Here is a 19,664-nt window from a genome sequence, read left to right as displayed (position 1 = left end):
AAGGAGCTGCCATGAGCAAGCAGGTGGACGTCGTCGTCGCCGGAGGTGGGGGATTCATCGGAGGGCACCTCGCCGCGGACCTCCTGGAGCGGGGGCTGACGGTCCGCTGCGTCGACATCAAGCCGCGGCACGAGTGGCACCAGGTGCACGCCGCCGCCGAGAACGTCGTCGCCGACCTGTCCCTCCTCGACAGCGCCCGGGAGGCGGTCCGGGGCGCCCGCCAGGTGTACATGCTGGCGGCCGACATGGGCGGCATGGGCTTCATCGAGAACAACAAGGCCGCCTGCATGATGTCGGTGCTGACCAGCACCCACATGCTCAAGGCCGCGCAGGAGTCCGGCGTCGAGCGCTACTTCTACTCCTCCTCCGCCTGTGTGTACGCGGCCGGGAAGCAGACGGACCCGGACGTCACCGCGCTGAGGGAGGAGGACGCCTATCCGGCCCAGCCCGAGGACGGCTACGGCTGGGAGAAGCTCTTCGGCGAGCGCATGTGCCGGCACTTCGAGGAGGACTACGGACTCACCTGCCGCGTCGCGCGCTACCACAACGTGTACGGCCCGGCGGGCACCTGGACCGGCGGCCGGGAGAAGGCCCCGGCGGCCGTGTGCCGCAAGATCGCCGAGGCGGTCCTCTCCGGCGATCACACGATCGAGATCTGGGGCGACGGGCGGCAGACCCGCTCCTTCATGTACATCGACGACTGCCTCCACGGCACCCGAATGATCATGGAAGGGGACAGCGGCACCCCGGTCAACCTGGGCTCCTCCGAGCTGGTCACCATCGACCAGCTCGTCGACGTGGTCGAGGAGATCGCCGGCGTCCGCTGTGAGCGCACGTACCGCCCGGACGCCCCGCAGGGCGTGCGCGGCCGCAACTCCGACAACACCCTGATCCGGGAGCTCTACGGCTGGGAGCCGTCGATCCCGCTCGCCGACGGCCTGGAGAGGACCTACGCCTGGGTCTACGACCAGGTGAAGCTCGCCTGCCGCTGAGCGCGGGCGGCAAGGGAGCAGCCGATGAAGATCCTGGCCCACGACTACAGCGGCCACCCGTTCCAGGCGCAGCTCAGCCGCGAACTGGCCCGCCGCGGCCACGAGGTCGTGCACTCCACCTGCGCGGCGTACGTCTCCGGCAAGGGCAACCTCGCCGGAGACGCGGCCGGCGGACTGCGGTTCGTCACCATCGGCGCCGGCACGGTGCTGAAGAAGGACGCCTACCTCCGCCGCCTCTTCCAGGAGACCCGGCTGGGCGTCGAACTGGCCCGCCAGGTGCGGCGGGAGAGACCGGACGTGGCCCTGCTCGGGAACCTGCCCGTCCCGGCCCTGGCCGTGACCGCGCTGGCGGCGGGGGCGCTGCGCGTCCCCTGGGTGCTGTGGCACCAGGACGTCACCGCCGTCGCGCTGCGGAGCTTCGCCGCCGCCGGCGTCTCGAAGCTGATGGGCGTCGCGGCCCGGGTCCTCGGACAGGGGGAGAAGTGGGCCGCGCGGCGCGCCTCGGCGATCGTGGTGATCGCCGACTCCTTCGTGCGGGTCCACCGGGAGTGGGGCACGGCCGGCAAGGTCACGGTCATCCCCAACTGGGCACCGCTGGACGAGATCCGCCCGGTGGCCCGGGCCAACCCCTGGTCGGCGGAGCACGGTCTCGACGGCGTCCGGACCGTCCTGTACTCGGGCACCCTCGGCCTCAAGCACCACCCGGTGCTGCTGGTGCGGCTGGCGGAGGCACTGCGCCGGCAGGGCGAGCGGGTCCGTCTCGTCGTCGTCAACGAGGGCCCGGCCGTCCCCGTCCTCACGCAGGCCGCCGCCGCCCGCGGGGTCGACCTGACCCTGCTGCCCTTCCAGCCCTACGAGCGGCTGCCCGAGGTGCTGGGCTCGGGAGACGTACTGGTCGTGCTGCTGGCCGCGGACGCCGGCGCGTTCTCGGTGCCCTCCAAGACGCTGTCGTACCTGTGCGCCGGACGTCCGGTGCTGGGGCTGATGCCGCGGGACAACCTCGCGGCGACGCTGCTGCGCCGGGCCGGCTCGGCGGTGTTCCCTCCCGAGGAGTCCGCGCTGGACGACGCGGCCGCCTGGGTGCGCGAGGTGCTGGCCGACCCGGTGCGGGCCGAGTCGCTGGGCAAGGAGAGCAGGGCGCTGGCCGAGCGGGAGTTCGCCCTGGAGCGCTGCGCCTCGCGCTTCGAGCACCTCCTGAACGCGGTGCGCGATGAACATGTCGTACGTAAATAGCAATCAACGGTCATTCGCGCCGCACAAAACACCCTCGGGAATTCTGACGATAAGTCCGATAGCTGGGCTATAAATCACTTGGCGCCCATTCATTCCGTTTGCCCGCTTCATCGGGGGTGCAGGTGCGAGGCAGCACAGAGCGTTGTGCCGCAGCCGTGTGCTGCTGGACCCTCGTGCTCGTCGCCCTGCTCCCGGCGCTCGTCCTGCTGGACACCGGCACCCGCTTCGGCACGGCGCTCGCCGTGCAGTGCGTCGTCGTCCTGCACACCGGCGGAGCGCTCGTCCGGGTCCTCACCGCCCCGTCGGTGCGCCTGGTCGCCTTCGGCTTCTGGCTCTTCGCCTACGTGTGGCTCGGGCTCGCGCCGCTCGCCATGCTCGCCACCGACACCTACCCGCTGGACTACCGGACCGGTGAGCCGACCGCCGTCGCCGCCGTCGCGCTGACCGAGCTCGGGCTGCTCGCCCACAGCGCGGGCGCGGTGCTCGCCGCCCGGCGCGCGGGCGGCGGGCCGGCGGTGCTCAAACGCCTGCTGTCGCGCCGGCTCGCGCCCGTGCCCGTCCTCCTGCTGTGCGGCCTGTCCCTGCTCCTCGCGGTCACGGTGGTCCCGTGGCAGCAGGGCGGCGTGGAGGCGTTCTTCACCAGCCGGCAGGCCCTGCGGCAGTCGGGCGCCGAGGAGGACTCGGCACGGGCGCTGTGGGTGTGGGCCGTCGCCGTGCCCGCCTTCTGGGCCCTGCTCGCCCTGCTGCACCTGCCCCGCCGGGCGTCCGGCGACCGCCTGCTGCGCGGCGTCCGCTGGGCGCTGCTGCCCGCCCTCGTCGCGCTCAACGTGATCGTCAACAACCCCATCAGCCGGCCCCGCTTCTGGGCCGGCACCGTCCTGCTGGTCCTGCTCTTCTCGTGGCGGCGGTGCGCCGGCCCCCGGGCCTTCCGCGTGGCCGCGGCGGCGGTCACGGCCGGCGTGCTGTTCGTCTTCCCGTACAGCGACTACTTCCGCTACGACGAGCGGGAGGCGGTCCGGGTGCTGACCCTGACGGAGCAGTTCAGCACGACCATGGACTACGACGCCTTCCAGCAGATGCAGACCGGCATCGACTATGCGGCGGACCACGGCTTCTCGCCGTCGGCCGCGCTCGGTCCCGCCCTGTTCATGGTGCCCCGCTCCCTGTGGCCCGGCAAACCGCAGACCACGGGCATCGAGCTCGCCCACTACGCGGGCTACGACTTCTCCAACCTGTCGGCGCCGCTGTGGATCGAGACCTACCTGTGGGGCGGCGCCCCCTGCGTCGCCGCCGCCTTCTGCCTGCTGGGGATGGCCGGCCGCCGCATGGACGACCTCCGCGACCGGGCGCGGGACGGGCAGGTGACCCTGGCGGTCCTGCTGGTCCCGGCCTTCGCCTTCTACCAGATCATCCTGCTGCGCGGCAGCCTCATGGCGATCGTCGGACCCCTGCTGCTGCTCCTGGCGGTCCCGCTCCTCATCACCACCCGCGCCGTCACCCGGTCGTCGCCGCCCCGGGCACCGGCGCGGCCGCCCGCGGCGGGCCACGCCCCCATCCCCGGACACCGGAGGCATCCGTGACCAGCCCCCCCAGCGCCGACGTGCCCCACGACGACCGGTACGACGACCCCGACCAGCTCCGCGACCAGCTGCGTCGGCTGCTGCGGTACCGCGGCACCCTCGCGGCGGGCGTCGTCCTGGGGCTGCTCGGCTCCGTGCTGCTGGTGGTGCTGCGGGCGGGCAGCTACAGCTCCACCGGCGAGGTGCTGGTCCGCGCCAGGACGGACCCGTTCAGCACGTTCGGCGTGGCCGCCGACAACCAGGTGAGCATGGGCACCGAGCGGCAGATCGCGCTCAGCGCCACCGTCGCGGCCCGCGCGGCGGCCGCGCTCGGACAGCCCTCCCGGGCCGACGCGCTGCTGGACGACCTCCGGGTCACGAACCCCCCGGACACCCAGGTCCTCAGGTTCGAGTACACCGCGGACACGGCCGATCGGTCGGCCCGGGTGACCAACGCGTTCGCCGACGCCTACCTCGCCGACCGCCAGGACCGCACCCGGGCCATGGTGCGGCGGATGACGAGCGGGCTGGACCGGCAGATCGAGGCGCTGACCCGGCGGATCGACGAGAAGTCCGACGACTCCGCCACGTCGACCGCGGGCCTGCGGGACCAGATCGCCGCCCTGCAGAAACGGGCCTCGGACATCAGGGCCTACGACACGTCCGGGGGCGACGTCGTGCGGCGGGCCGAGCCGCCGGCCCGGCCCGCCGGACCGGGCCCCGCGTGGCTCGTCGCGCTCGGCCTGCTGAGCGGCGCCCTCCTGGGGGTCGTGCTCGCCTGGCTGCGCTCCGCCCTGGAACCCCGGGCGCGCTCGGTCGGCGAGGTCCAGGGAGCCCTGGGCGCCCCGGTGCTCGGCGTCCTCCCCGGCCCGGACCCGGACGACGCGGACCTGCTCCAGGTCGGCCGGGTCGCGGGCGACCGCGCGGAGGCGTACCGGGCCCTCGCCTTCCGCCTGCGTGCCGGGGAGGGCCGGGCCGGGGCCGGCCCCCTCCTGATCGCGGCACCCCGGCAGGACCGCCACGCCGAGGCCGCCGCGGTGAACCTCGCCGCCGCCCTCGCGGAGTACGGCGACGACGTCCTCCTGGTGGACGCCACCGCCGCCCCGGACACCCCCGGACTCCCGGCCCGGCTGCCGCTGGTGACCGGCGACGGGGCCCCCGGCGGCACTCCGGAGGGCGGCGTGACCGTCGACGCGGGCGCGGCCGGGCGGTTCGTCCTCCTGCCCGGCGGCCCCGGCACCCCGGGACACGGCCCCGCGGCGGCCCCCGCGGTGACGCGGACCCTCCCGCCCCCCGGCTCCGCCGGGACGGCCCTCGTCCTCACCCGGCCGCTCCTCGAACACGCCGACGGTCTCGCGGCCGCCCAGCGCGTGGCCGGCGTGCTGGTCGTGGCCGGGCTGGACCACACCAGGCGGGACGACCTCAGGCGGGTCCGCGAGCTGATCGGCTGCGCGGGCGGACACCTCGTGGGCGCGGTGCTCGACGGCACCGCACCGGACGGCCGTCCCCGCCGCGCCGCGGACGGCGGCCGGTTGCGCCGGCGCACCCGTCCGCACCCGTCCGCGCCGGCCGACGACCTGATCGAGGAGTCGTCCGCGCCCGTGCGGGACGACACGCTCAGCGTCCCCCGGTGAACGCCCCCCGCACGGCCGCCCCCGCCACCGGCCCGCCGGCCGCCCGCTCCGGGGTGGCCGCCACCGCGCGCGGCGGGTGGTGGGGCTTCCTGGGCGCGGCGGTCAACGCCGTCCTCGGCTACGCCCTGGTCGCCCTGGTCACCCGCGCCCTCGGGGCGTACGGGGCGGGCGCGGTGTTCACCGGCGTCGCCGTCTTCACCATCCTGTGCAACGCCTGCAAGCTCGGCGCCGACACCGGGCTGGTGCGCTTCGTCTCCCGCGACCTGGCCACCAGCGGCGGCCGCCGGGTCGGCGCACTGCTGCGCAGCGCCGTGCTGCCGGGGGCCGCGGTGAGCACCGCGGCCGCCGCGCTGCTGTTCTGCTCGCCCCGGGCGGCCACCGCGCTGCTGCCGAACCTCGCCCCGGACGACGCGGTGACCCTCGTCCGGCTGTTCGCCCTGTTCCTGCCACCGGCCACGGTCGGCCTCGTCCTGCTGGGCGCCACGCAGGGGTTCGGCACCGTGGTGCCGTTCGTCGGCGTCGAGCAGATCGGCAAACCAGTCCTGCGCGTCCTGGTCGCCGTACCGGTCGCGCTGCTGGCCCCGGGGGTGCTGGGGCTGGCCGCGGCCTGGCTCGCCCCCTCCCTGGCCGGCACCGTCATGGCCTGGTACGCGCTGCGGCGCTGCCGGCGCACGGCCCCCGCCCGCGCGCCCCGCTCCCAGGAGGCCGCCGACCGGCGGGGCTTCTGGGCGTTCGCCGCGCCCCGGGCGGTCTCCTCGCTCTTCGACATCGGCTCGGTCTGGGTGGGCGTCGTCCTGCTCTCGGGCCTCGCCACGAGCGAGGAGGCGGGGATCTACACGGCCGTCGGCCGGGTCGTCATCGCGGCGACCCTGCTCCAGCTCGCCGTCCGGCTGGCCGTCGCCCCGCAGATCAGCCGCCTCCTCGTCGTGGGCGACCTGACGCAGGCCCACCACCTGCACCGCGTGGCGACGCGCTGGATCGTGCTGTTCTCCTGGCCGCTGCTCGCCCTGCTCACGAGCTTCCCGGGCACCGTCCTGTCCCTGTTCGGGCCGGAGTTCACGCGGGGCGCGGACGCGCTCGTCGTGCTCTGCGTCGCCGCGGCGGTCAACGTCGGGGTGGGGAACGCCCAGACCGTGCTGCTCATGGCCGGGAAGAGCACCTGGCACCTCGCCGTCACCGGTGCCGCGTTCGCGGTGCAGCTGACGGTCGGCGTGCTGGCCGTTCCCCGGCTGGGCGTGCTGGGAGCCGCGCTGTCCTGGGGAGCGGCGACCGTCGTCGAGAACCTCGCCTCGGCCGCGCTGGTGCGGCGGCACCCGGGCTTCACGGTCGTCGACGACGGGTACGTCCTCGCGACGGCCACGGGGCTGGGTCTCACGGTGCCCCTGCTGCTTCCCGCCCGGCTGCTGGCCGGTGACACGGCCGTCGGACTTGCCGTCGCCATCGCCCTGGCGTTGTGCGTGTTCAGTATAAGTTTGTGGCGATTTCGTACTCCGCTGGGAGTGCGCGAGCTCGTCGGTGTGCTGCGGACACGCGCCCCATGAGGCCGTCCGGACACCCCACCGCAGCACCTTCTCCCTTTCTCACCCCCGTACCTCCTGCCACCCGGGATGTTCCATGCGCCTGAGAAAAAAGACGACGAGGGGCGCCACCACGGCTTCCGCTGTGGTCCTCCTCGCGGCCGCCTCGCTCCTCACCGCCCCGGCCTCCGCGGCGAACGGCGACGAAGAGACCTTCACCGCCGACCCGTTGGCGACCTGGCAGACCGACGGCATCGTCTGGACGGTCGAGTACGCCCGCGGAGTCGTCTACGTGGGCGGCACCTTCGGCAGCGTCCGCCCGCCGGGCGCGGAGCCCGGCGAGGGGGAGGTCCCCCGCCGGAACTTCGCCGCCTTCGACGCCGCCACCGGCGAACTGCTGCCCTGTGCCCCCGCCTTCTCCGGCAGCGGCAACACCGTCCGGGCGCTGAAGGCGTCGCGCGACGGCCGGGTGCTGTTCGTCGGCGGCTCGTTCAACAGGGCCGCGGGGACGGGCGTGGCCAGCGCGGCCGCGCTCGACACGGCCGACTGCGCGCTGCGCGAGGACTTCCGCCCCGCGATGTCGTCGTTCGTCCGGGCCATCGAGGTCACCGACGCGGCGGTCTACGTCGGAGGCGACTTCCTGCTCGCCGACGGCCGCAGCCGCGCGCGCATCGCCGCGTTCACGCCGAAGGGCGCCCTGCTGCCCTTCAAGGCGGACTTCGACGCTCCGGTGCGGGCGATCATGGCCGTTCCCGAGCACGGCAAGCTCATGGTCGGCGGCGACTTCCACCGGGTGAACGGCGCGGAGGACCACGCGCTCGTCGGCCTGCACCCCACGACCGGCGCGACGGTGGCCTCCTACCGGGACTGGCTGCCGAAGAGGTCGTCCGTGAAGGCGCTGGCCCGGGACGCCACCCGCTTCTACCTGGCGGCCGAGGGCAGGGGCACCGGCGTCTTCGACGGCCGCCTCGCGGGCCGCCTCGCCGACGACACGCTGGTGTGGAAGGACAACTGCCTGGGCGCCACCCAGACCGTCGCCGTCCACGCCGGCGTCCTCTACAGCGGCTCCCACGCCCACAACTGCAGCGAGACGCCGGGAGGCTTCCCGGAGCACAACGACCGCCAGCACTTCCTGGCCCAGTCGGTCCGCGACAAGCGCATCCTGCACTGGTTCCCCGACACCAACGGCGGCATCGGCGAGCAGAACGGCCCGCGGGTGCTGACGGTGGCGGACGGGGTCCTGTGGGCCGGCGGCGAGTTCACCACGGTCAACGACCAGCCGCAGCAGAGCCTGACCCGCTTCGCCGCCGGGCCCGACACCGGGGCGCCCGAGGCCCCTCCCCGGCTGAAGGTCGCGGACACCTCGGCCGGCCGCGTCACGCTCACCTGGCGTGCCGCGTGGGACCGGGACGACGCGGAGCTGACCTACCTGATCTACCGGGACGGCCGCCGCGTCGCGTCGCGGACGCAGCGCTCCGCCTCCTGGGACCGCCCGGACATGACGTACACGGACACGGTCGTCCCCGGCGCGCGCCACCGCTACGCGATCGCGGTCACCGACGGCGACAACACGACGCCTCCGTCGAAGGAACTCGACGTGACGACGGCCGTGGCCGAGCGGCCGAAGGAAGAGCGCTGATGGCGGAGCGTCTCGGCTACGCGCCCGGGGTCTTCGACCTCTTCCACGTCGGCCACCTCAACATCCTGCGCCGCGCCCGGGAACACTGCGACCGCCTCGTCGCGGGCGTCTGCTCCGACGACCTGGTGGAGCGCCTGAAGGGCAGGCCGCCGGTCGTACCGCTCTCCGAGCGGCTGGAGATCGTCCGCAGCGTCCGCTACGTGGACGAGACCTTCGTCGCGTCCGTCGACGACAAGATCGAGATCTGGCGGGACGTCGGCTTCGACGTGATCTTCAAGGGCGACGACTGGCTCGGCACGGACGTCTGGACGCGGCTCGAAGCGGAGTTCGCGCGGGTCGGCGTGGAGGTCGTCTACTTCCCCTACACCGCGCACACCTCCAGCACGCTGCTGCGCCACGCCCTGGACCTGCTCGCCGCGGACCCGGGCGCCGGGCCGCGGGCGGCTCCGGCCGGGGCGGACGCCCTCGTGCCCCGCCGGGGTTAGGCGCCGGCCGGCGCCCTCCGGTCACGCACCGGCCGGAGGGCGTTCCCCTGCCCGGAGGGGACCCGCGCCGCGCGCCGCCGCGTTTGACCTACATCACTCCCGGGGTATTCTCTCCGGCTCGATTGGCATCCGCCCTGCCCCCTGTGGCAGACTGTCGGAGTTGCTCGGTCGAGTGTTGATGCTGCGCGCCTCCCGCCGGGAGGACCGGAAGCGAGTCCCACAGTACTCGTCGCCCTAACTGCCACCACGGCAGCGCTGGGGCGGACGTACGGGAATCTTCCGGGAAGCGTGGGCGCGGCACCGGCCAGGCACCCGGTGGGCATCTCGCCCCCGACCCGCGGTTCCGGAAGGGCCGTGCGCAATCCCGCAGGGATGTTCGGACAAGGGACATCTGTGTCAGCGGGAGCGCGACACGCCCGACCGCGTGGGTCGGAGGAACGACGAGGGGCCCCGGGTTCCAGAGCTGTAGAGAGACAGGACTACGAAGTAGCCATGGCGGGACAGAAGATCCGCATCCGGCTCAAGGCCTACGACCACGAGGTCATCGACAGCTCGGCGAAGAAGATCGTCGAGACGGTGACCCGCACTGGTGCGTCGGTCGCGGGCCCGGTGCCGCTGCCCACTGAGAAGAACGTGTACTGCGTCATCAAGTCGCCGCACAAGTACAAGGACTCGCGCGAGCACTTCGAGATGCGCACGCACAAGCGCCTGATCGACATCCTCGACCCGACCCCCAAGACCGTTGACTCTCTGATGCGACTCGACCTCCCGGCCGGTGTCGACATCGAGATCAAGCTCTGAGGCCGGTGATCTGAACGATGGCTAAGCAGATCAAGGGCATCCTGGGCGAGAAGCTCGGTATGACGCAGGTGTGGGACGAGAACAACCGTGTCGTTCCCGTCACCGTCGTCAAGGCCGGGCCGAACGTCGTCACCCAGGTCCGCACGAACGACGTCGACGGCTACGAGTCCGTCCAGATCGCCTTCGGCGAGATCGACCCGCGCAAGGTGAACAAGCCCCTCAAGGGTCACTTCGCCAAGGCCGACGTCACCCCCCGTCGCCACCTCGTCGAGATCCGCACCGCGGACGCCTCCGAGTACACGCTGGGCCAGGAGATCACCGCCGAGGTGTTCGAGGCCGGCGTGAAGGTCGACGTGACCGGCAAGAGCAAGGGCAAGGGCTTCGCCGGTGTCATGAAGCGCCACAACTTCCGTGGCCTCGGCGCCGGACACGGCACCCAGCGCAAGCACCGCTCTCCCGGTTCCATCGGTGGCTGCGCCACCCCGGGCCGTGTGTTCAAGGGCCTCCGCATGGCGGGTCGCATGGGCAACGAGCGGGTCACCACCCAGAACCTGACCGTCCACGCCGTTGACGCGGAGAAGGGTCTGCTGCTCATCAAGGGCGCGGTTCCCGGTCCGAACGGCGGCCTCGTCCTGGTCCGCACCGCGGCCAAGGGGGCCTGAGGTAACCGATGAGCACTGTTGACATCCTTTCGCCGGCGGGCGACAAGGCCGGTACCGTCGAGCTCCCCGCGGAGATCTTCGGCGTTGAGAAGGTCAGCGTCCCGCTGATCCACCAGGTCGTCGTCGCGCAGCTGGCCGCTGCCCGCCAGGGCACCCACAAGACCAAGACGCGTGGCGAGGTCCGCGGCGGTGGCAAGAAGCCGTACCGCCAGAAGGGCACCGGTCGCGCCCGCCAGGGTTCGACCCGCGCGCCGCAGTTCGCCGGTGGTGGCGTCGTGCACGGTCCCGTGCCGCGCGACTACTCGCAGCGCACGCCCAAGAAGATGAAGGCTGCCGCGCTGCGTCACGCCCTCACCGACCGGGCGCGTCACAACCGCATCCACGTCGTCACCGGCGTGGTCGAGGGCGAGAACCCCTCCACGAAGGCCGCCAAGAGCCTGTTCGGCAAGATCAGCGAGCGCAAGAACCTGCTCCTGGTCGTCGACCGCGCCGACGAGGCCGCGTGGCTGTCCGCCCGCAACCTGCCCCAGGTCCACATCCTGGAGCCGGGCCAGCTGAACACGTACGACGTTCTCGTCTCGGACGACGTGGTCTTCACCCAGGCCGCTTTCGAGTCCTTCGTCGCCGGCCCGAAGGCCAATGACAACGAAGGGAGCGAGGTCTGATGGCTATCCGTCACCCCTCCATCGCCTCGAAGGCCGCGAAGAAGGCCAAGGAGGCCCGCGTCAAGAAGGCGCGCCGCCACGCCACCGAGGGCAAGAACACCGTCGTCACCCCGGCGAGCAAGGCGTACACGGACCCCCGTGACGTGCTGCTGAAGCCGGTCGTGTCGGAGAAGAGCTACGCGCTTCTCGACGAGAACAAGTACACGTTCATCGTCGACCCGAACGCCAACAAGACCCAGATCAAGCAGGCCGTGCAGTCGGTCTTCCAGGTCAAGGTCACCGGGGTCAACACGATCAACCGCCAGGGCAAGCGCAAGCGGACCCGCACCGGCTTCGGCCAGCGTGCGTCCACCAAGCGCGCGATCGTGACCCTCGCCGAGGGCGACCGTATCGACATCTTCGGCGGTCCGACCGCCTGACGGCGGTCCGGATCGTCCGATATCGGACGAGGACTGAGAAATGGGTATCCGCAAGTACAAGCCGACGACTCCGGGCCGTCGTGGCTCCAGCGTCGCCGACTTCGTCGAGGTCACGCGGTCCACGCCGGAGAAGTCGCTGGTTCGCCCGCTGCACAGCAAGGGCGGCCGTAACAATTCCGGTCGTGTGACCGTCCGCCACCAGGGCGGTGGCCACAAGCGCGCCTACCGCGTGATCGACTTCCGTCGTCACGACAAGGACGGCGTGCCGGCGAAGGTCGCGCACATCGAGTACGACCCCAACCGCACCGCGCGCATCGCGCTCCTGCACTACGCGGACGGCGAGAAGCGCTACATCCTCGCGCCGCGTGGCCTGAACCAGGGCGACCGCGTCGAGAACGGTCCCGGGGCCGACATCAAGCCGGGCAACAACCTCGCCCTGCGCAACATCCCGGTCGGTACGACCCTGCACGCCATCGAGCTGCGTCCGGGCGGCGGCGCGAAGTTCGCCCGCTCCGCCGGCGCCTCCGTGCAGCTGCTCGCGAAGGAGGGCGCCTACGCCCACCTGCGCATGCCGTCCGGTGAGATCCGCCTGGTCGACGTCCGCTGCCGCGCCACCGTCGGCGAGGTCGGCAACGCCGAGCAGAGCAACATCAACTGGGGCAAGGCGGGCCGCAAGCGGTGGCTGGGCGTTCGCCCGACCGTCCGTGGTGTGGTCATGAACCCGGTTGACCACCCGCACGGTGGTGGTGAGGGCCGGACCTCCGGTGGTCGCCACCCCGTGTCCCCGTGGGGCAAGAAGGAAGGCCGTACTCGTTCGCCCAAGAAGGCGTCGAACAAGTACATCGTCCGCCGCCGCAAGACGAACAAGAAGCGCTAAGGACGGGTTGAGATGCCTCGTAGCTTGAAGAAGGGGCCCTTCGTCGACGACCACCTGATGAAGAAGGTGGACACGCAGAACGAAGCCGGTACCAAGAACGTCATCAAGACCTGGTCCCGTCGCTCGATGATCGTCCCGGCGATGCTGGGCCACACGATCGCGGTGCACAACGGCAAGACCCACATCCCGGTGTTTGTCACCGAGTCGATGGTCGGCCACAAGCTCGGCGAGTTCTCGCCGACCCGCACCTTCCGGGGCCACGTCAAGGAAGACCGGAAGTCGAAGCGCCGCTAGTCGGCGGGGTGCAATCGACCATGACAGACACTGAAGGGACAACCATGGAAGCCAGGGCCCAGGCGCGGTACATCCGCGTCACGCCCATGAAGGCCCGCCGCGTGGTGGACCTCATCCGTGGCATGAACGCCACGGAGGCTCAGGCGGTCCTGCGTTTCGCCCCGCAGGCCGCGAGCGTGCCGGTGGGCAAGGTGCTGGACAGCGCCATTGCCAACGCCGCGCACAACTACGACCACACCGATGTCGACAGCCTCTACATCTCCGAGGCCTACGTCGACGAGGGCCCGACCCTGAAGCGGTTCCGTCCGCGCGCCCAGGGCCGCGCCTACCGGATCCGCAAGCGGACCAGCCACATCACCGTGGTCGTCAGCAGCAAGGAAGGAACCCGGTAATGGGCCAGAAGGTAAACCCGCACGGGTTCCGGCTCGGTGTCACGACCGACTTCAAGTCGCGTTGGTACGCCGACAAGCTGTACAAGGACTACGTCAAGGAAGACGTCGCCATCCGTCGGATGATGACGTCCGGCATGGAGCGCGCCGGCATCTCCAAGGTCGAGATCGAGCGCACCCGTGACCGTGTGCGTGTGGACATCCACACCGCGCGTCCGGGCATCGTCATCGGCCGCCGTGGCGCCGAGGCCGACCGCATCCGCGGCGACCTCGAGAAGCTCACGGGCAAGCAGGTCCAGCTGAACATCCTCGAGGTCAAGAACCCCGAGACGGACGCTCAGCTCGTGGCCCAGGCCGTTGCCGAGCAGCTCTCCTCCCGCGTCTCCTTCCGCCGTGCCATGCGCAAGAGCATGCAGTCGGCGATGAAGGCCGGCGCCAAGGGCATCAAGATCCAGTGCGGCGGCCGCCTCGGCGGCGCCGAGATGTCCCGCTCGGAGTTCTACCGCGAGGGCCGCGTGCCCCTGCACACGCTCCGCGCGAACGTGGACTACGGCTTCTTCGAGGCCAAGACGACCTTCGGCCGCATCGGCGTGAAGGTCTGGATCTACAAGGGCGACGTCAAGAACATCGCCGAGGTCCGCGCCGAGAACGCTGCCGCCCGTGCGGGCAACCGCCCGGCCCGCGGTGGCGCCGACCGCCCGGCCCGTGGTGGCCGCGGTGGCGAGCGGCGCGGTCGCAAGCCGCAGCAGGCCGCTGGTTCCGAGGCCCCCAAGGCCGAGGCTCCCGCGTCCGCCGCTCCGGCTGAGAGCACCGGAACGGAGGCCTGACCACCATGCTGATCCCCCGTAGGGTCAAGCACCGCAAGCAGCACCACCCCAAGCGCAACGGCATGTCCAAGGGTGGCACGCAGGTTGCGTTCGGCGAGTACGGCATCCAGGCGCTGACCCCGGCGTACGTCACGAACCGCCAGATCGAAGCGGCTCGTATCGCCATGACTCGTCACATCAAGCGTGGCGGCAAGGTCTGGATCAACATCTACCCGGACCGTCCCCTCACCAAGAAGCCGGCCGAGACCCGCATGGGTTCCGGTAAGGGTTCTCCGGAGTGGTGGATCGCCAACGTCAAGCCCGGACGCGTGATGTTCGAGCTGTCGTACCCCAACGAGAAGATCGCCCGTGAGGCGCTGACCCGTGCGGCCCACAAGCTGCCGATGAAGTGCCGGATCGTCAAGCGCGAGGCAGGTGAAGCGTGATGTCGGCCGGTACCAAGGCGTCCGAGCTGCGCGAGCTGGGCAACGAGGAGCTGCTGGACAAGCTCCGCGAGGCCAAGGAAGAGCTGTTCAACCTCCGCTTCCAGGCGGCGACCGGTCAGCTCGAGAACCACGGTCGGCTGAAGGCCGTCCGTAAGGACATCGCGCGGATCTACACCCTGATGCGCGAGCGCGAGCTGGGCATCGAAACGGTGGAGAACGCATGAGCGAGAACAACGTGACTGAGCAGAACACCGAGGCGCGCGGCTTCCGCAAGACCCGTGAGGGCTACGTCGTCAGCGACAAGATGGACAAGACCGTCGTCGTCGCCGTCGAGGACCGCGTCAAGCACGCGCTGTACGGCAAGGTCATCCGCCGTACGAACAAGCTCAAGGCGCACGACGAGCAGAACGCCGCGGGTGTCGGCGACCGCGTCCTCCTGATGGAGACCCGGCCGCTGTCCGCGACCAAGCGCTGGCGCGTCGTCGAGATCCTCGAGAAGGCCAAGTAATTCCTGCGGGGTATCCCGCAGGACAGTTCCGCCAGGCTCCGGGGGCCGCTCGGTGAGCGGCCCCCGGGGAACCGGCAGACGATCAGGAGATAGACGTGATCCAGCAGGAGTCGCGACTGCGTGTCGCCGACAACACGGGTGCGAAGGAGATCCTCTGCATCCGTGTGCTCGGTGGCTCCGGTCGCCGCTACGCGGGTATCGGTGACGTCATCGTCGCCACCGTCAAGGACGCGATCCCCGGTGGCAACGTGAAGAAGGGTGACGTCGTCAAGGCGGTCATCGTTCGCACCGTGAAGGAGCGCCGCCGTCCGGACGGCTCGTACATCCGCTTCGACGAGAACGCCGCCGTCATTTTGAAGAACGACGGCGACCCTCGCGGCACCCGTATCTTCGGCCCGGTGGGCCGTGAGCTGCGCGAGAAGAAGTTCATGAAGATCATCTCCCTCGCGCCGGAGGTGCTGTGAGCATGAAGATCAAGAAGGGCGACCTGGTCCAGGTCATCACCGGCAAGGACAAGGGCAAGCAGGGCAAGGTCATTGCCGCTTTCCCGCGCGAGGAGCGCGTCCTGGTCGAGGGTGTCAACCGGGTCAAGAAGCACACGAAGGCCGGGCCGACCGCTCGCGGTTCGCAGGCCGGCGGCATCGTGACCACCGAGGCCCCCATCCACGTCAGCAACGTCATGCTGGTCGTGGAGAAGGACGGCCAGAAGGTCCCGACCCGCGTCGGCTACCGCTTCGACGACGAGGGCAACAAGATCCGCGTTGCCAAGCGGACGGGTGAGGACATCTGATGACGACCACCGTGACTCCGCGTCTCAAGACGAAGTACCGCGAGGAGATCATCGGCAAGCTGCGTGACGAGTTCAAGTACGAGAACGTCATGCAGGTTCCGGGCCTCGTCAAGATCGTGGTCAACATGGGTGTGGGCGACGCCGCCCGCGACTCCAAGCTGATCGAGGGCGCCGTGCGCGACCTCACCACGATCACCGGCCAGAAGCCGGCCGTCACCAAGGCCCGCAAGTCCATCGCGCAGTTCAAGCTGCGTGAGGGCCAGCCGATCGGTGCCCACGTCACGCTCCGTGGCGACCGCATGTGGGAGTTCCTGGACCGCACCCTGTCGCTCGCGCTGCCGCGCATCCGCGACTTCCGCGGCCTGTCCCCCAAGCAGTTCGACGGCCGTGGCAACTACACCTTCGGTCTCACGGAGCAGGTCATGTTCCACGAGATCGACCAGGACAAGATCGACCGTGTCCGGGGTATGGACATCACCGTGGTGACCACGGCGACCAACGACGAAGAGGGCCGTGCCCTTCTCCGTCACCTCGGCTTCCCGTTCAAGGAGGCGTGAGCGAGATGGCGAAGAAGGCTCTCATCGCGAAGGCTGCTCGCAAGCCCAAGTTCGGTGTGCGTGGCTACACCCGCTGCCAGCGCTGCGGCCGCCCGCACTCCGTGTACCGCAAGTTCGGCCTGTGCCGCGTGTGCCTTCGTGAGATGGCTCACCGTGGCGAGCTGCCGGGCGTGACCAAGAGCTCCTGGTAATCCCCTTATTGGGGATTCCTGAAGCTCTCGGTAAGCAACCGGGGCGGCAGGACGCCCAGCCCGCATGCCTTAGGCTTGTGGGGTTGGGCGTCTGCCGCCGCCCTTACGACTTACTACGCCGTAGGTCCACCGCGCCGCACCCGTCCCGTCTCGGATCGGGGAGAGGGATGGCGCACCAGGAAACCCCGGCGAGAGAGGCCGAAGGCCAATTCATGACCATGACTGATCCGATCGCAGACATGCTGACGCGTCTGCGGAACGCGAACTCGGCATACCACGACTCGGTGTCGATGCCGCACTCCAAGATCAAGTCGCACATTGCGGAGATCCTCCAGCAGGAGGGCTTCATCACGGGCTGGCGCGTCGAGGACGCCGAGGTCGGCAAGAACCTCGTCCTCGAGCTGAAGTTCGGCCCGAACCGTGAGCGCTCCATCGCGGGCATCAAGCGGATCTCCAAGCCCGGTCTCCGGGTGTACGCGAAGTCCACCAACCTGCCGAAGGTTCTCGGCGGCCTGGGCGTGGCCATCATCTCCACGTCCCACGGTCTGCTGACCGACAAGCAGGCGCAGAAGAAGGGCGTGGGTGGGGAAGTCCTCGCCTACGTCTGGTAATTCGGGAACGGAGGAGAGACAGCAATGTCGCGTATCGGCAAGCTCCCCATCCCGGTTCCCGCCGGCGTGGACGTCACCATCGACGGCCGTACGGTCTCGGTCAAGGGCCCCAAGGGCGAACTGACCCACACCGTCGTCGCGCCGATCGAGATCGCTAAGGGCGACGACGGCACCCTCCAGGTGACCCGCCCGAACGACGAGCGGCAGAGCAAGGCCCTGCACGGCCTGTCCCGCACGCTGGTGGCGAACATGATCACCGGTGTGACCCAGGGATACGTCAAGAAGCTCGAAATCAGCGGTGTCGGTTACCGCGTCCAGGCCAAGGGCTCCAACCTGGAGTTCTCCCTGGGCTACAGCCACCCGATCACCGTCGAGGCGCCCGAGGGCATCACCTTCAAGGTGGAGACCCCGACCCGTTTCTCGGTCGAGGGCATCGACAAGCAGAAGGTCGGCGAGGTTGCGGCCAACATCCGCAAGCTGCGCAAGCCCGACCCGTACAAGGCCAAGGGCGTCAAGTACGAGGGCGAAGTCATCCGCCGCAAGGTCGGAAAGGCGGGTAAGTAAGCCATGGCATACGGGCAGAAGATCCTCAAGGGCGACGCCTACAAGCGTGCCGCTATCAAGCGCCGCCACATCCGGATCCGCAAGAAGGTCTCGGGTACCGCCGAGCGTCCCCGTCTGGTCGTGACCCGCTCCAACCGCCACATCGTGGCGCAGGTGATCGACGACCTCAAGGGCCACACCCTGGCGTCGGCGTCCACCCTGGACAGCTCGATCCGCGGTGGCGAGGGCGACAAGTCCTCGCAGGCCAAGCAGGTCGGCGCCCTGGTCGCCGAGCGTGCCAAGGCCGCCGGTGTCGAGGCCGTCGTGTTCGACCGAGGTGGCAACCAGTACGCCGGGCGCATCGCCGCTCTGGCGGACGCCGCCCGCGAAGCCGGCCTGAAGTTCTGAGCCGGTTCCGTAGCTAGCGGAAACAGAGAGAGGTAATTCCAATGGCTGGACCCCAGCGCCGCGGTGGCGGTGCCGGTGGCGGCGAGCGGCGGGACCGGAAGGGCCGTGACGGCGGCGCAGCTGCCGCCGAGAAGACCGCGTACGTTGAGCGCGTCGTCGCGATCAACCGCGTCGCCAAGGTTGTGAAGGGTGGTCGTCGCTTCAGCTTCACCGCGCTGGTCGTGGTGGGCGACGGTGACGGCACCGTGGGTGTCGGATACGGCAAGGCCAAGGAGGTGCCGGCCGCCATCGCCAAGGGCGTTGAGGAGGCCAAGAAGCACTTCTTCAAGGTCCCCCGCATCCAGGGCACCATCCCGCACCCCATCCAGGGTGAGAAGGCTGCCGGCGTCGTGCTGCTCAAGCCCGCGTCGCCCGGTACCGGTGTGATCGCCGGTGGTCCGGTGCGTGCCGTGCTCGAGTGCGCCGGTATCCACGACGTGCTGTCGAAGTCGCTCGGCTCCGACAACGCCATCAACATCGTGCACGCGACCGTGGAGGCCCTCAAGGGCCTGCAGCGTCCCGAGGAGATCGCGGCCCGCCGCGGTCTGCCGCTCGAGGACGTCGCCCCCGCGGCTCTTCTCCGTGCGCGTGCCGGGGCGGGTGCGTAATCATGGCGCAGCTCAAGATCACGCAGGTCAAGTCCTACATCGGCAGCAAGCAGAACCACCGTGACACCCTGCGGTCGCTTGGTCTCAAGGGGATCAACACCGTGGTCGTCAAGGAGGACCGCCCCGAGTTCCGCGGCATGGTGCACACCGTCCGCCACCTCGTGACGGTCGAGGAGGTCGACTGATCATGGCGGAGAACAACCCGCTCAAGATCCACAACCTCCGTCCCGCCCCGGGCGCCAAGACCGCCAAGACCCGTGTGGGTCGTGGTGAGGCGTCGAAGGGTAAGACGGCCGGTCGTGGTACCAAGGGCACCAAGGCCCGCTACCAGGTTCCGGAGAGCTTCGAGGGTGGCCAGATGCCGCTCCACATGCGTCTCCCGAAGCTGAAGGGCTTCAAGAACCCGTTCAAGACCGAGTACCAGGTCGTGAACCTCGACAAGCTGGCCAAGCTCTACCCGCAGGGTGGCGAGGTCACGGTCGAGGACCTGGTGGCCAAGGGCGCCGTTCGCAAGAACAGCCTGGTCAAGGTCCTCGGCGAGGGTGAGATCTCCGTGGCGCTGACGGTGAAGGTCGACAAGGCCTCCACCTCCGCCAAGGAGAAGATCGCCGCCGCCGGCGGTTCGGTCACCGAGCTCGTCTGAGCCGGCTGACCCGACAACGGCGAAGGCCGGGAGTTCCCTCCGGGGGCTCCCGGCCTTTCCGTGTGTCCGCCCCCGTGCGCGGGGGTGCGGCGCGGGGCGCGTGCGGGTGAGATGTGTCGCGCCGCCGGCGTGACGTCCGTCGCGCGGCGGACGCCCGGGGGAGGCGGCTCGGGACACGGCGGAAAGGCCGTGCGAGGCGCTCGGCGGCGGAAGGGGCCGTGGAGCGGCGCAGAAGGCCGTGGAACGGCGGAAACGAGGCGAGGGGCGCCTTGAAGGGCCTGGAAAAGGCTCCGGAGGCGTCGGGGCGGGCGTCCGGGCCGCGCCGGGGCTGGTGACAGGGGGCTCACA

At 70.4% G+C, this 19,664-nt stretch carries 28 protein-coding genes; all 28 read left to right on the top strand.

The genetic code is table 11. The annotated features are described in order from the left end of the window. The first annotated feature begins 11 nt into the window (after positions 1–11). Entirely contained in the window at positions 12–992 is a 981-nt protein-coding gene (locus tag ACIF8T_RS18610; protein WP_400036254.1) for an NAD-dependent epimerase/dehydratase family protein, read from the top strand. Positions 993–1,016: 24 nt separating this feature from the next. Then, positions 1,017–2,225 carry a glycosyltransferase family 4 protein gene (locus ACIF8T_RS18605; RefSeq protein ID WP_400036252.1) on the top strand — a complete coding sequence of 403 codons (1,209 nt, stop codon included), beginning with the start codon at positions 1,017–1,019 and terminating at the stop codon, positions 2,223–2,225. Between the two features lie 155 nt (positions 2,226–2,380). Further along, positions 2,381–3,805 carry a hypothetical protein gene (locus tag ACIF8T_RS18600; protein WP_400036250.1) on the top strand — a complete coding sequence of 475 codons (1,425 nt, stop codon included), beginning with the start codon at positions 2,381–2,383 and terminating at the stop codon, positions 3,803–3,805. Continuing rightward, entirely contained in the window at positions 3,802–5,418 is a 1,617-nt protein-coding gene (locus ACIF8T_RS18595) for a hypothetical protein (RefSeq protein WP_400036249.1), read from the top strand. Before ACIF8T_RS18600 ends, ACIF8T_RS18595 begins: the two co-directional genes overlap by 4 nt. Further along, positions 5,415–6,959 carry an oligosaccharide flippase family protein gene (locus tag ACIF8T_RS18590; protein ID WP_400036247.1) on the top strand — a complete coding sequence of 515 codons (1,545 nt, stop codon included), beginning with the start codon at positions 5,415–5,417 and terminating at the stop codon, positions 6,957–6,959. Before ACIF8T_RS18595 ends, ACIF8T_RS18590 begins: the two co-directional genes overlap by 4 nt. Before the next feature lie 73 nt (positions 6,960–7,032). Further along, a complete protein-coding gene (locus tag ACIF8T_RS18585) occupies positions 7,033–8,574 on the top strand; it encodes a fibronectin type III domain-containing protein (protein WP_400036245.1) in 1,542 nt (513 codons plus the stop codon). Beyond that, complete coding sequence (locus ACIF8T_RS18580; protein ID WP_400036243.1) at positions 8,574–9,059, top strand: adenylyltransferase/cytidyltransferase family protein; 486 nt, start codon at positions 8,574–8,576, stop codon at positions 9,057–9,059. The genes ACIF8T_RS18585 and ACIF8T_RS18580 overlap by 1 nt, the downstream gene beginning before the upstream one ends. 492 nt (positions 9,060–9,551) lie before the next feature. Next, on the top strand, positions 9,552–9,860 hold the full coding sequence (gene rpsJ, locus ACIF8T_RS18575; RefSeq protein WP_003948644.1) for a 30S ribosomal protein S10: 309 nt from the start codon (positions 9,552–9,554) through the stop codon (positions 9,858–9,860). Positions 9,861–9,877: 17 nt separating this feature from the next. Then, complete coding sequence (gene rplC, locus ACIF8T_RS18570) at positions 9,878–10,522, top strand: 50S ribosomal protein L3 (RefSeq protein WP_014674369.1); 645 nt, start codon at positions 9,878–9,880, stop codon at positions 10,520–10,522. An 8-nt stretch (positions 10,523–10,530) separates the two neighbouring features. Next, positions 10,531–11,187, top strand: a complete 657-nt coding sequence (gene rplD, locus ACIF8T_RS18565; protein ID WP_400036241.1) for a 50S ribosomal protein L4 — start codon at positions 10,531–10,533, stop codon at positions 11,185–11,187. Then, a complete protein-coding gene (rplW, locus tag ACIF8T_RS18560) occupies positions 11,187–11,606 on the top strand; it encodes a 50S ribosomal protein L23 (protein WP_400036239.1) in 420 nt (139 codons plus the stop codon). Before rplD ends, rplW begins: the two co-directional genes overlap by 1 nt. 40 nt (positions 11,607–11,646) lie before the next feature. Beyond that, entirely contained in the window at positions 11,647–12,483 is an 837-nt protein-coding gene (rplB, locus tag ACIF8T_RS18555; protein ID WP_400036237.1) for a 50S ribosomal protein L2, read from the top strand. A 12-nt stretch (positions 12,484–12,495) separates the two neighbouring features. Further along, positions 12,496–12,777 (top strand): 30S ribosomal protein S19, encoded by a 282-nt coding sequence (gene rpsS, locus ACIF8T_RS18550; RefSeq protein ID WP_030641188.1) that lies wholly within the window; start codon positions 12,496–12,498, stop codon positions 12,775–12,777. A 44-nt stretch (positions 12,778–12,821) separates the two neighbouring features. Further along, entirely contained in the window at positions 12,822–13,169 is a 348-nt protein-coding gene (gene rplV / locus ACIF8T_RS18545) for a 50S ribosomal protein L22 (RefSeq protein WP_184818458.1), read from the top strand. Next, entirely contained in the window at positions 13,169–13,993 is an 825-nt protein-coding gene (gene rpsC, locus ACIF8T_RS18540; protein ID WP_030233882.1) for a 30S ribosomal protein S3, read from the top strand. The genes rplV and rpsC overlap by 1 nt, the downstream gene beginning before the upstream one ends. A gap of 5 nt (positions 13,994–13,998) precedes the next feature. Further along, positions 13,999–14,418 carry a 50S ribosomal protein L16 gene (rplP, locus tag ACIF8T_RS18535; protein ID WP_009190136.1) on the top strand — a complete coding sequence of 140 codons (420 nt, stop codon included), beginning with the start codon at positions 13,999–14,001 and terminating at the stop codon, positions 14,416–14,418. After that, complete coding sequence (rpmC, locus tag ACIF8T_RS18530; RefSeq protein WP_054217228.1) at positions 14,418–14,642, top strand: 50S ribosomal protein L29; 225 nt, start codon at positions 14,418–14,420, stop codon at positions 14,640–14,642. Before rplP ends, rpmC begins: the two co-directional genes overlap by 1 nt. Further along, the gene (gene rpsQ / locus ACIF8T_RS18525; RefSeq protein WP_028420769.1) at positions 14,639–14,926 is read left to right on the top strand and encodes a 30S ribosomal protein S17; all 288 of its coding nucleotides are present in this window, start codon (positions 14,639–14,641) and stop codon (positions 14,924–14,926) included. Before rpmC ends, rpsQ begins: the two co-directional genes overlap by 4 nt. 95 nt (positions 14,927–15,021) lie before the next feature. After that, positions 15,022–15,390 carry a 50S ribosomal protein L14 gene (gene rplN / locus ACIF8T_RS18520; protein ID WP_003998823.1) on the top strand — a complete coding sequence of 123 codons (369 nt, stop codon included), beginning with the start codon at positions 15,022–15,024 and terminating at the stop codon, positions 15,388–15,390. Between the two features lie 2 nt (positions 15,391–15,392). Next, positions 15,393–15,716, top strand: coding sequence for a 50S ribosomal protein L24 (rplX, locus tag ACIF8T_RS18515; RefSeq protein WP_365828294.1), 324 nt, complete (start codon positions 15,393–15,395; stop codon positions 15,714–15,716). Next, the gene (rplE, locus tag ACIF8T_RS18510; protein ID WP_358782558.1) at positions 15,716–16,273 is read left to right on the top strand and encodes a 50S ribosomal protein L5; all 558 of its coding nucleotides are present in this window, start codon (positions 15,716–15,718) and stop codon (positions 16,271–16,273) included. The genes rplX and rplE overlap by 1 nt, the downstream gene beginning before the upstream one ends. A gap of 5 nt (positions 16,274–16,278) precedes the next feature. Beyond that, positions 16,279–16,464, top strand: coding sequence for a type Z 30S ribosomal protein S14 (locus tag ACIF8T_RS18505; RefSeq protein ID WP_003948630.1), 186 nt, complete (start codon positions 16,279–16,281; stop codon positions 16,462–16,464). 212 nt (positions 16,465–16,676) lie between these two features. Then, positions 16,677–17,075: a 30S ribosomal protein S8 gene (gene rpsH / locus ACIF8T_RS18500; RefSeq protein ID WP_029380979.1), complete on the top strand. Its 399-nt coding sequence runs from the start codon at positions 16,677–16,679 to the stop codon at positions 17,073–17,075. A gap of 24 nt (positions 17,076–17,099) precedes the next feature. After that, the gene (rplF, locus tag ACIF8T_RS18495; protein ID WP_400036233.1) at positions 17,100–17,639 is read left to right on the top strand and encodes a 50S ribosomal protein L6; all 540 of its coding nucleotides are present in this window, start codon (positions 17,100–17,102) and stop codon (positions 17,637–17,639) included. Between the two features lie 3 nt (positions 17,640–17,642). Then, the gene (gene rplR / locus ACIF8T_RS18490) at positions 17,643–18,026 is read left to right on the top strand and encodes a 50S ribosomal protein L18 (protein ID WP_279548906.1); all 384 of its coding nucleotides are present in this window, start codon (positions 17,643–17,645) and stop codon (positions 18,024–18,026) included. Between the two features lie 41 nt (positions 18,027–18,067). Beyond that, positions 18,068–18,673 (top strand): 30S ribosomal protein S5, encoded by a 606-nt coding sequence (rpsE, locus tag ACIF8T_RS18485; RefSeq protein WP_009190144.1) that lies wholly within the window; start codon positions 18,068–18,070, stop codon positions 18,671–18,673. A gap of 2 nt (positions 18,674–18,675) precedes the next feature. Further along, on the top strand, positions 18,676–18,858 hold the full coding sequence (gene rpmD / locus ACIF8T_RS18480; RefSeq protein WP_003998814.1) for a 50S ribosomal protein L30: 183 nt from the start codon (positions 18,676–18,678) through the stop codon (positions 18,856–18,858). Between the two features lie 2 nt (positions 18,859–18,860). Continuing rightward, positions 18,861–19,316 (top strand): 50S ribosomal protein L15, encoded by a 456-nt coding sequence (rplO, locus tag ACIF8T_RS18475; protein WP_029380982.1) that lies wholly within the window; start codon positions 18,861–18,863, stop codon positions 19,314–19,316. The last annotated feature ends 348 nt before the right edge of the window (positions 19,317–19,664 follow it).

Source organism: Streptomyces sp. NPDC085946, from assembly GCF_044540485.1.
In the GTDB taxonomy this organism is placed as follows: domain Bacteria; phylum Actinomycetota; class Actinomycetes; order Streptomycetales; family Streptomycetaceae; genus Streptomyces.
This window is presented reverse-complemented; position numbering and strand designations above follow the sequence as displayed.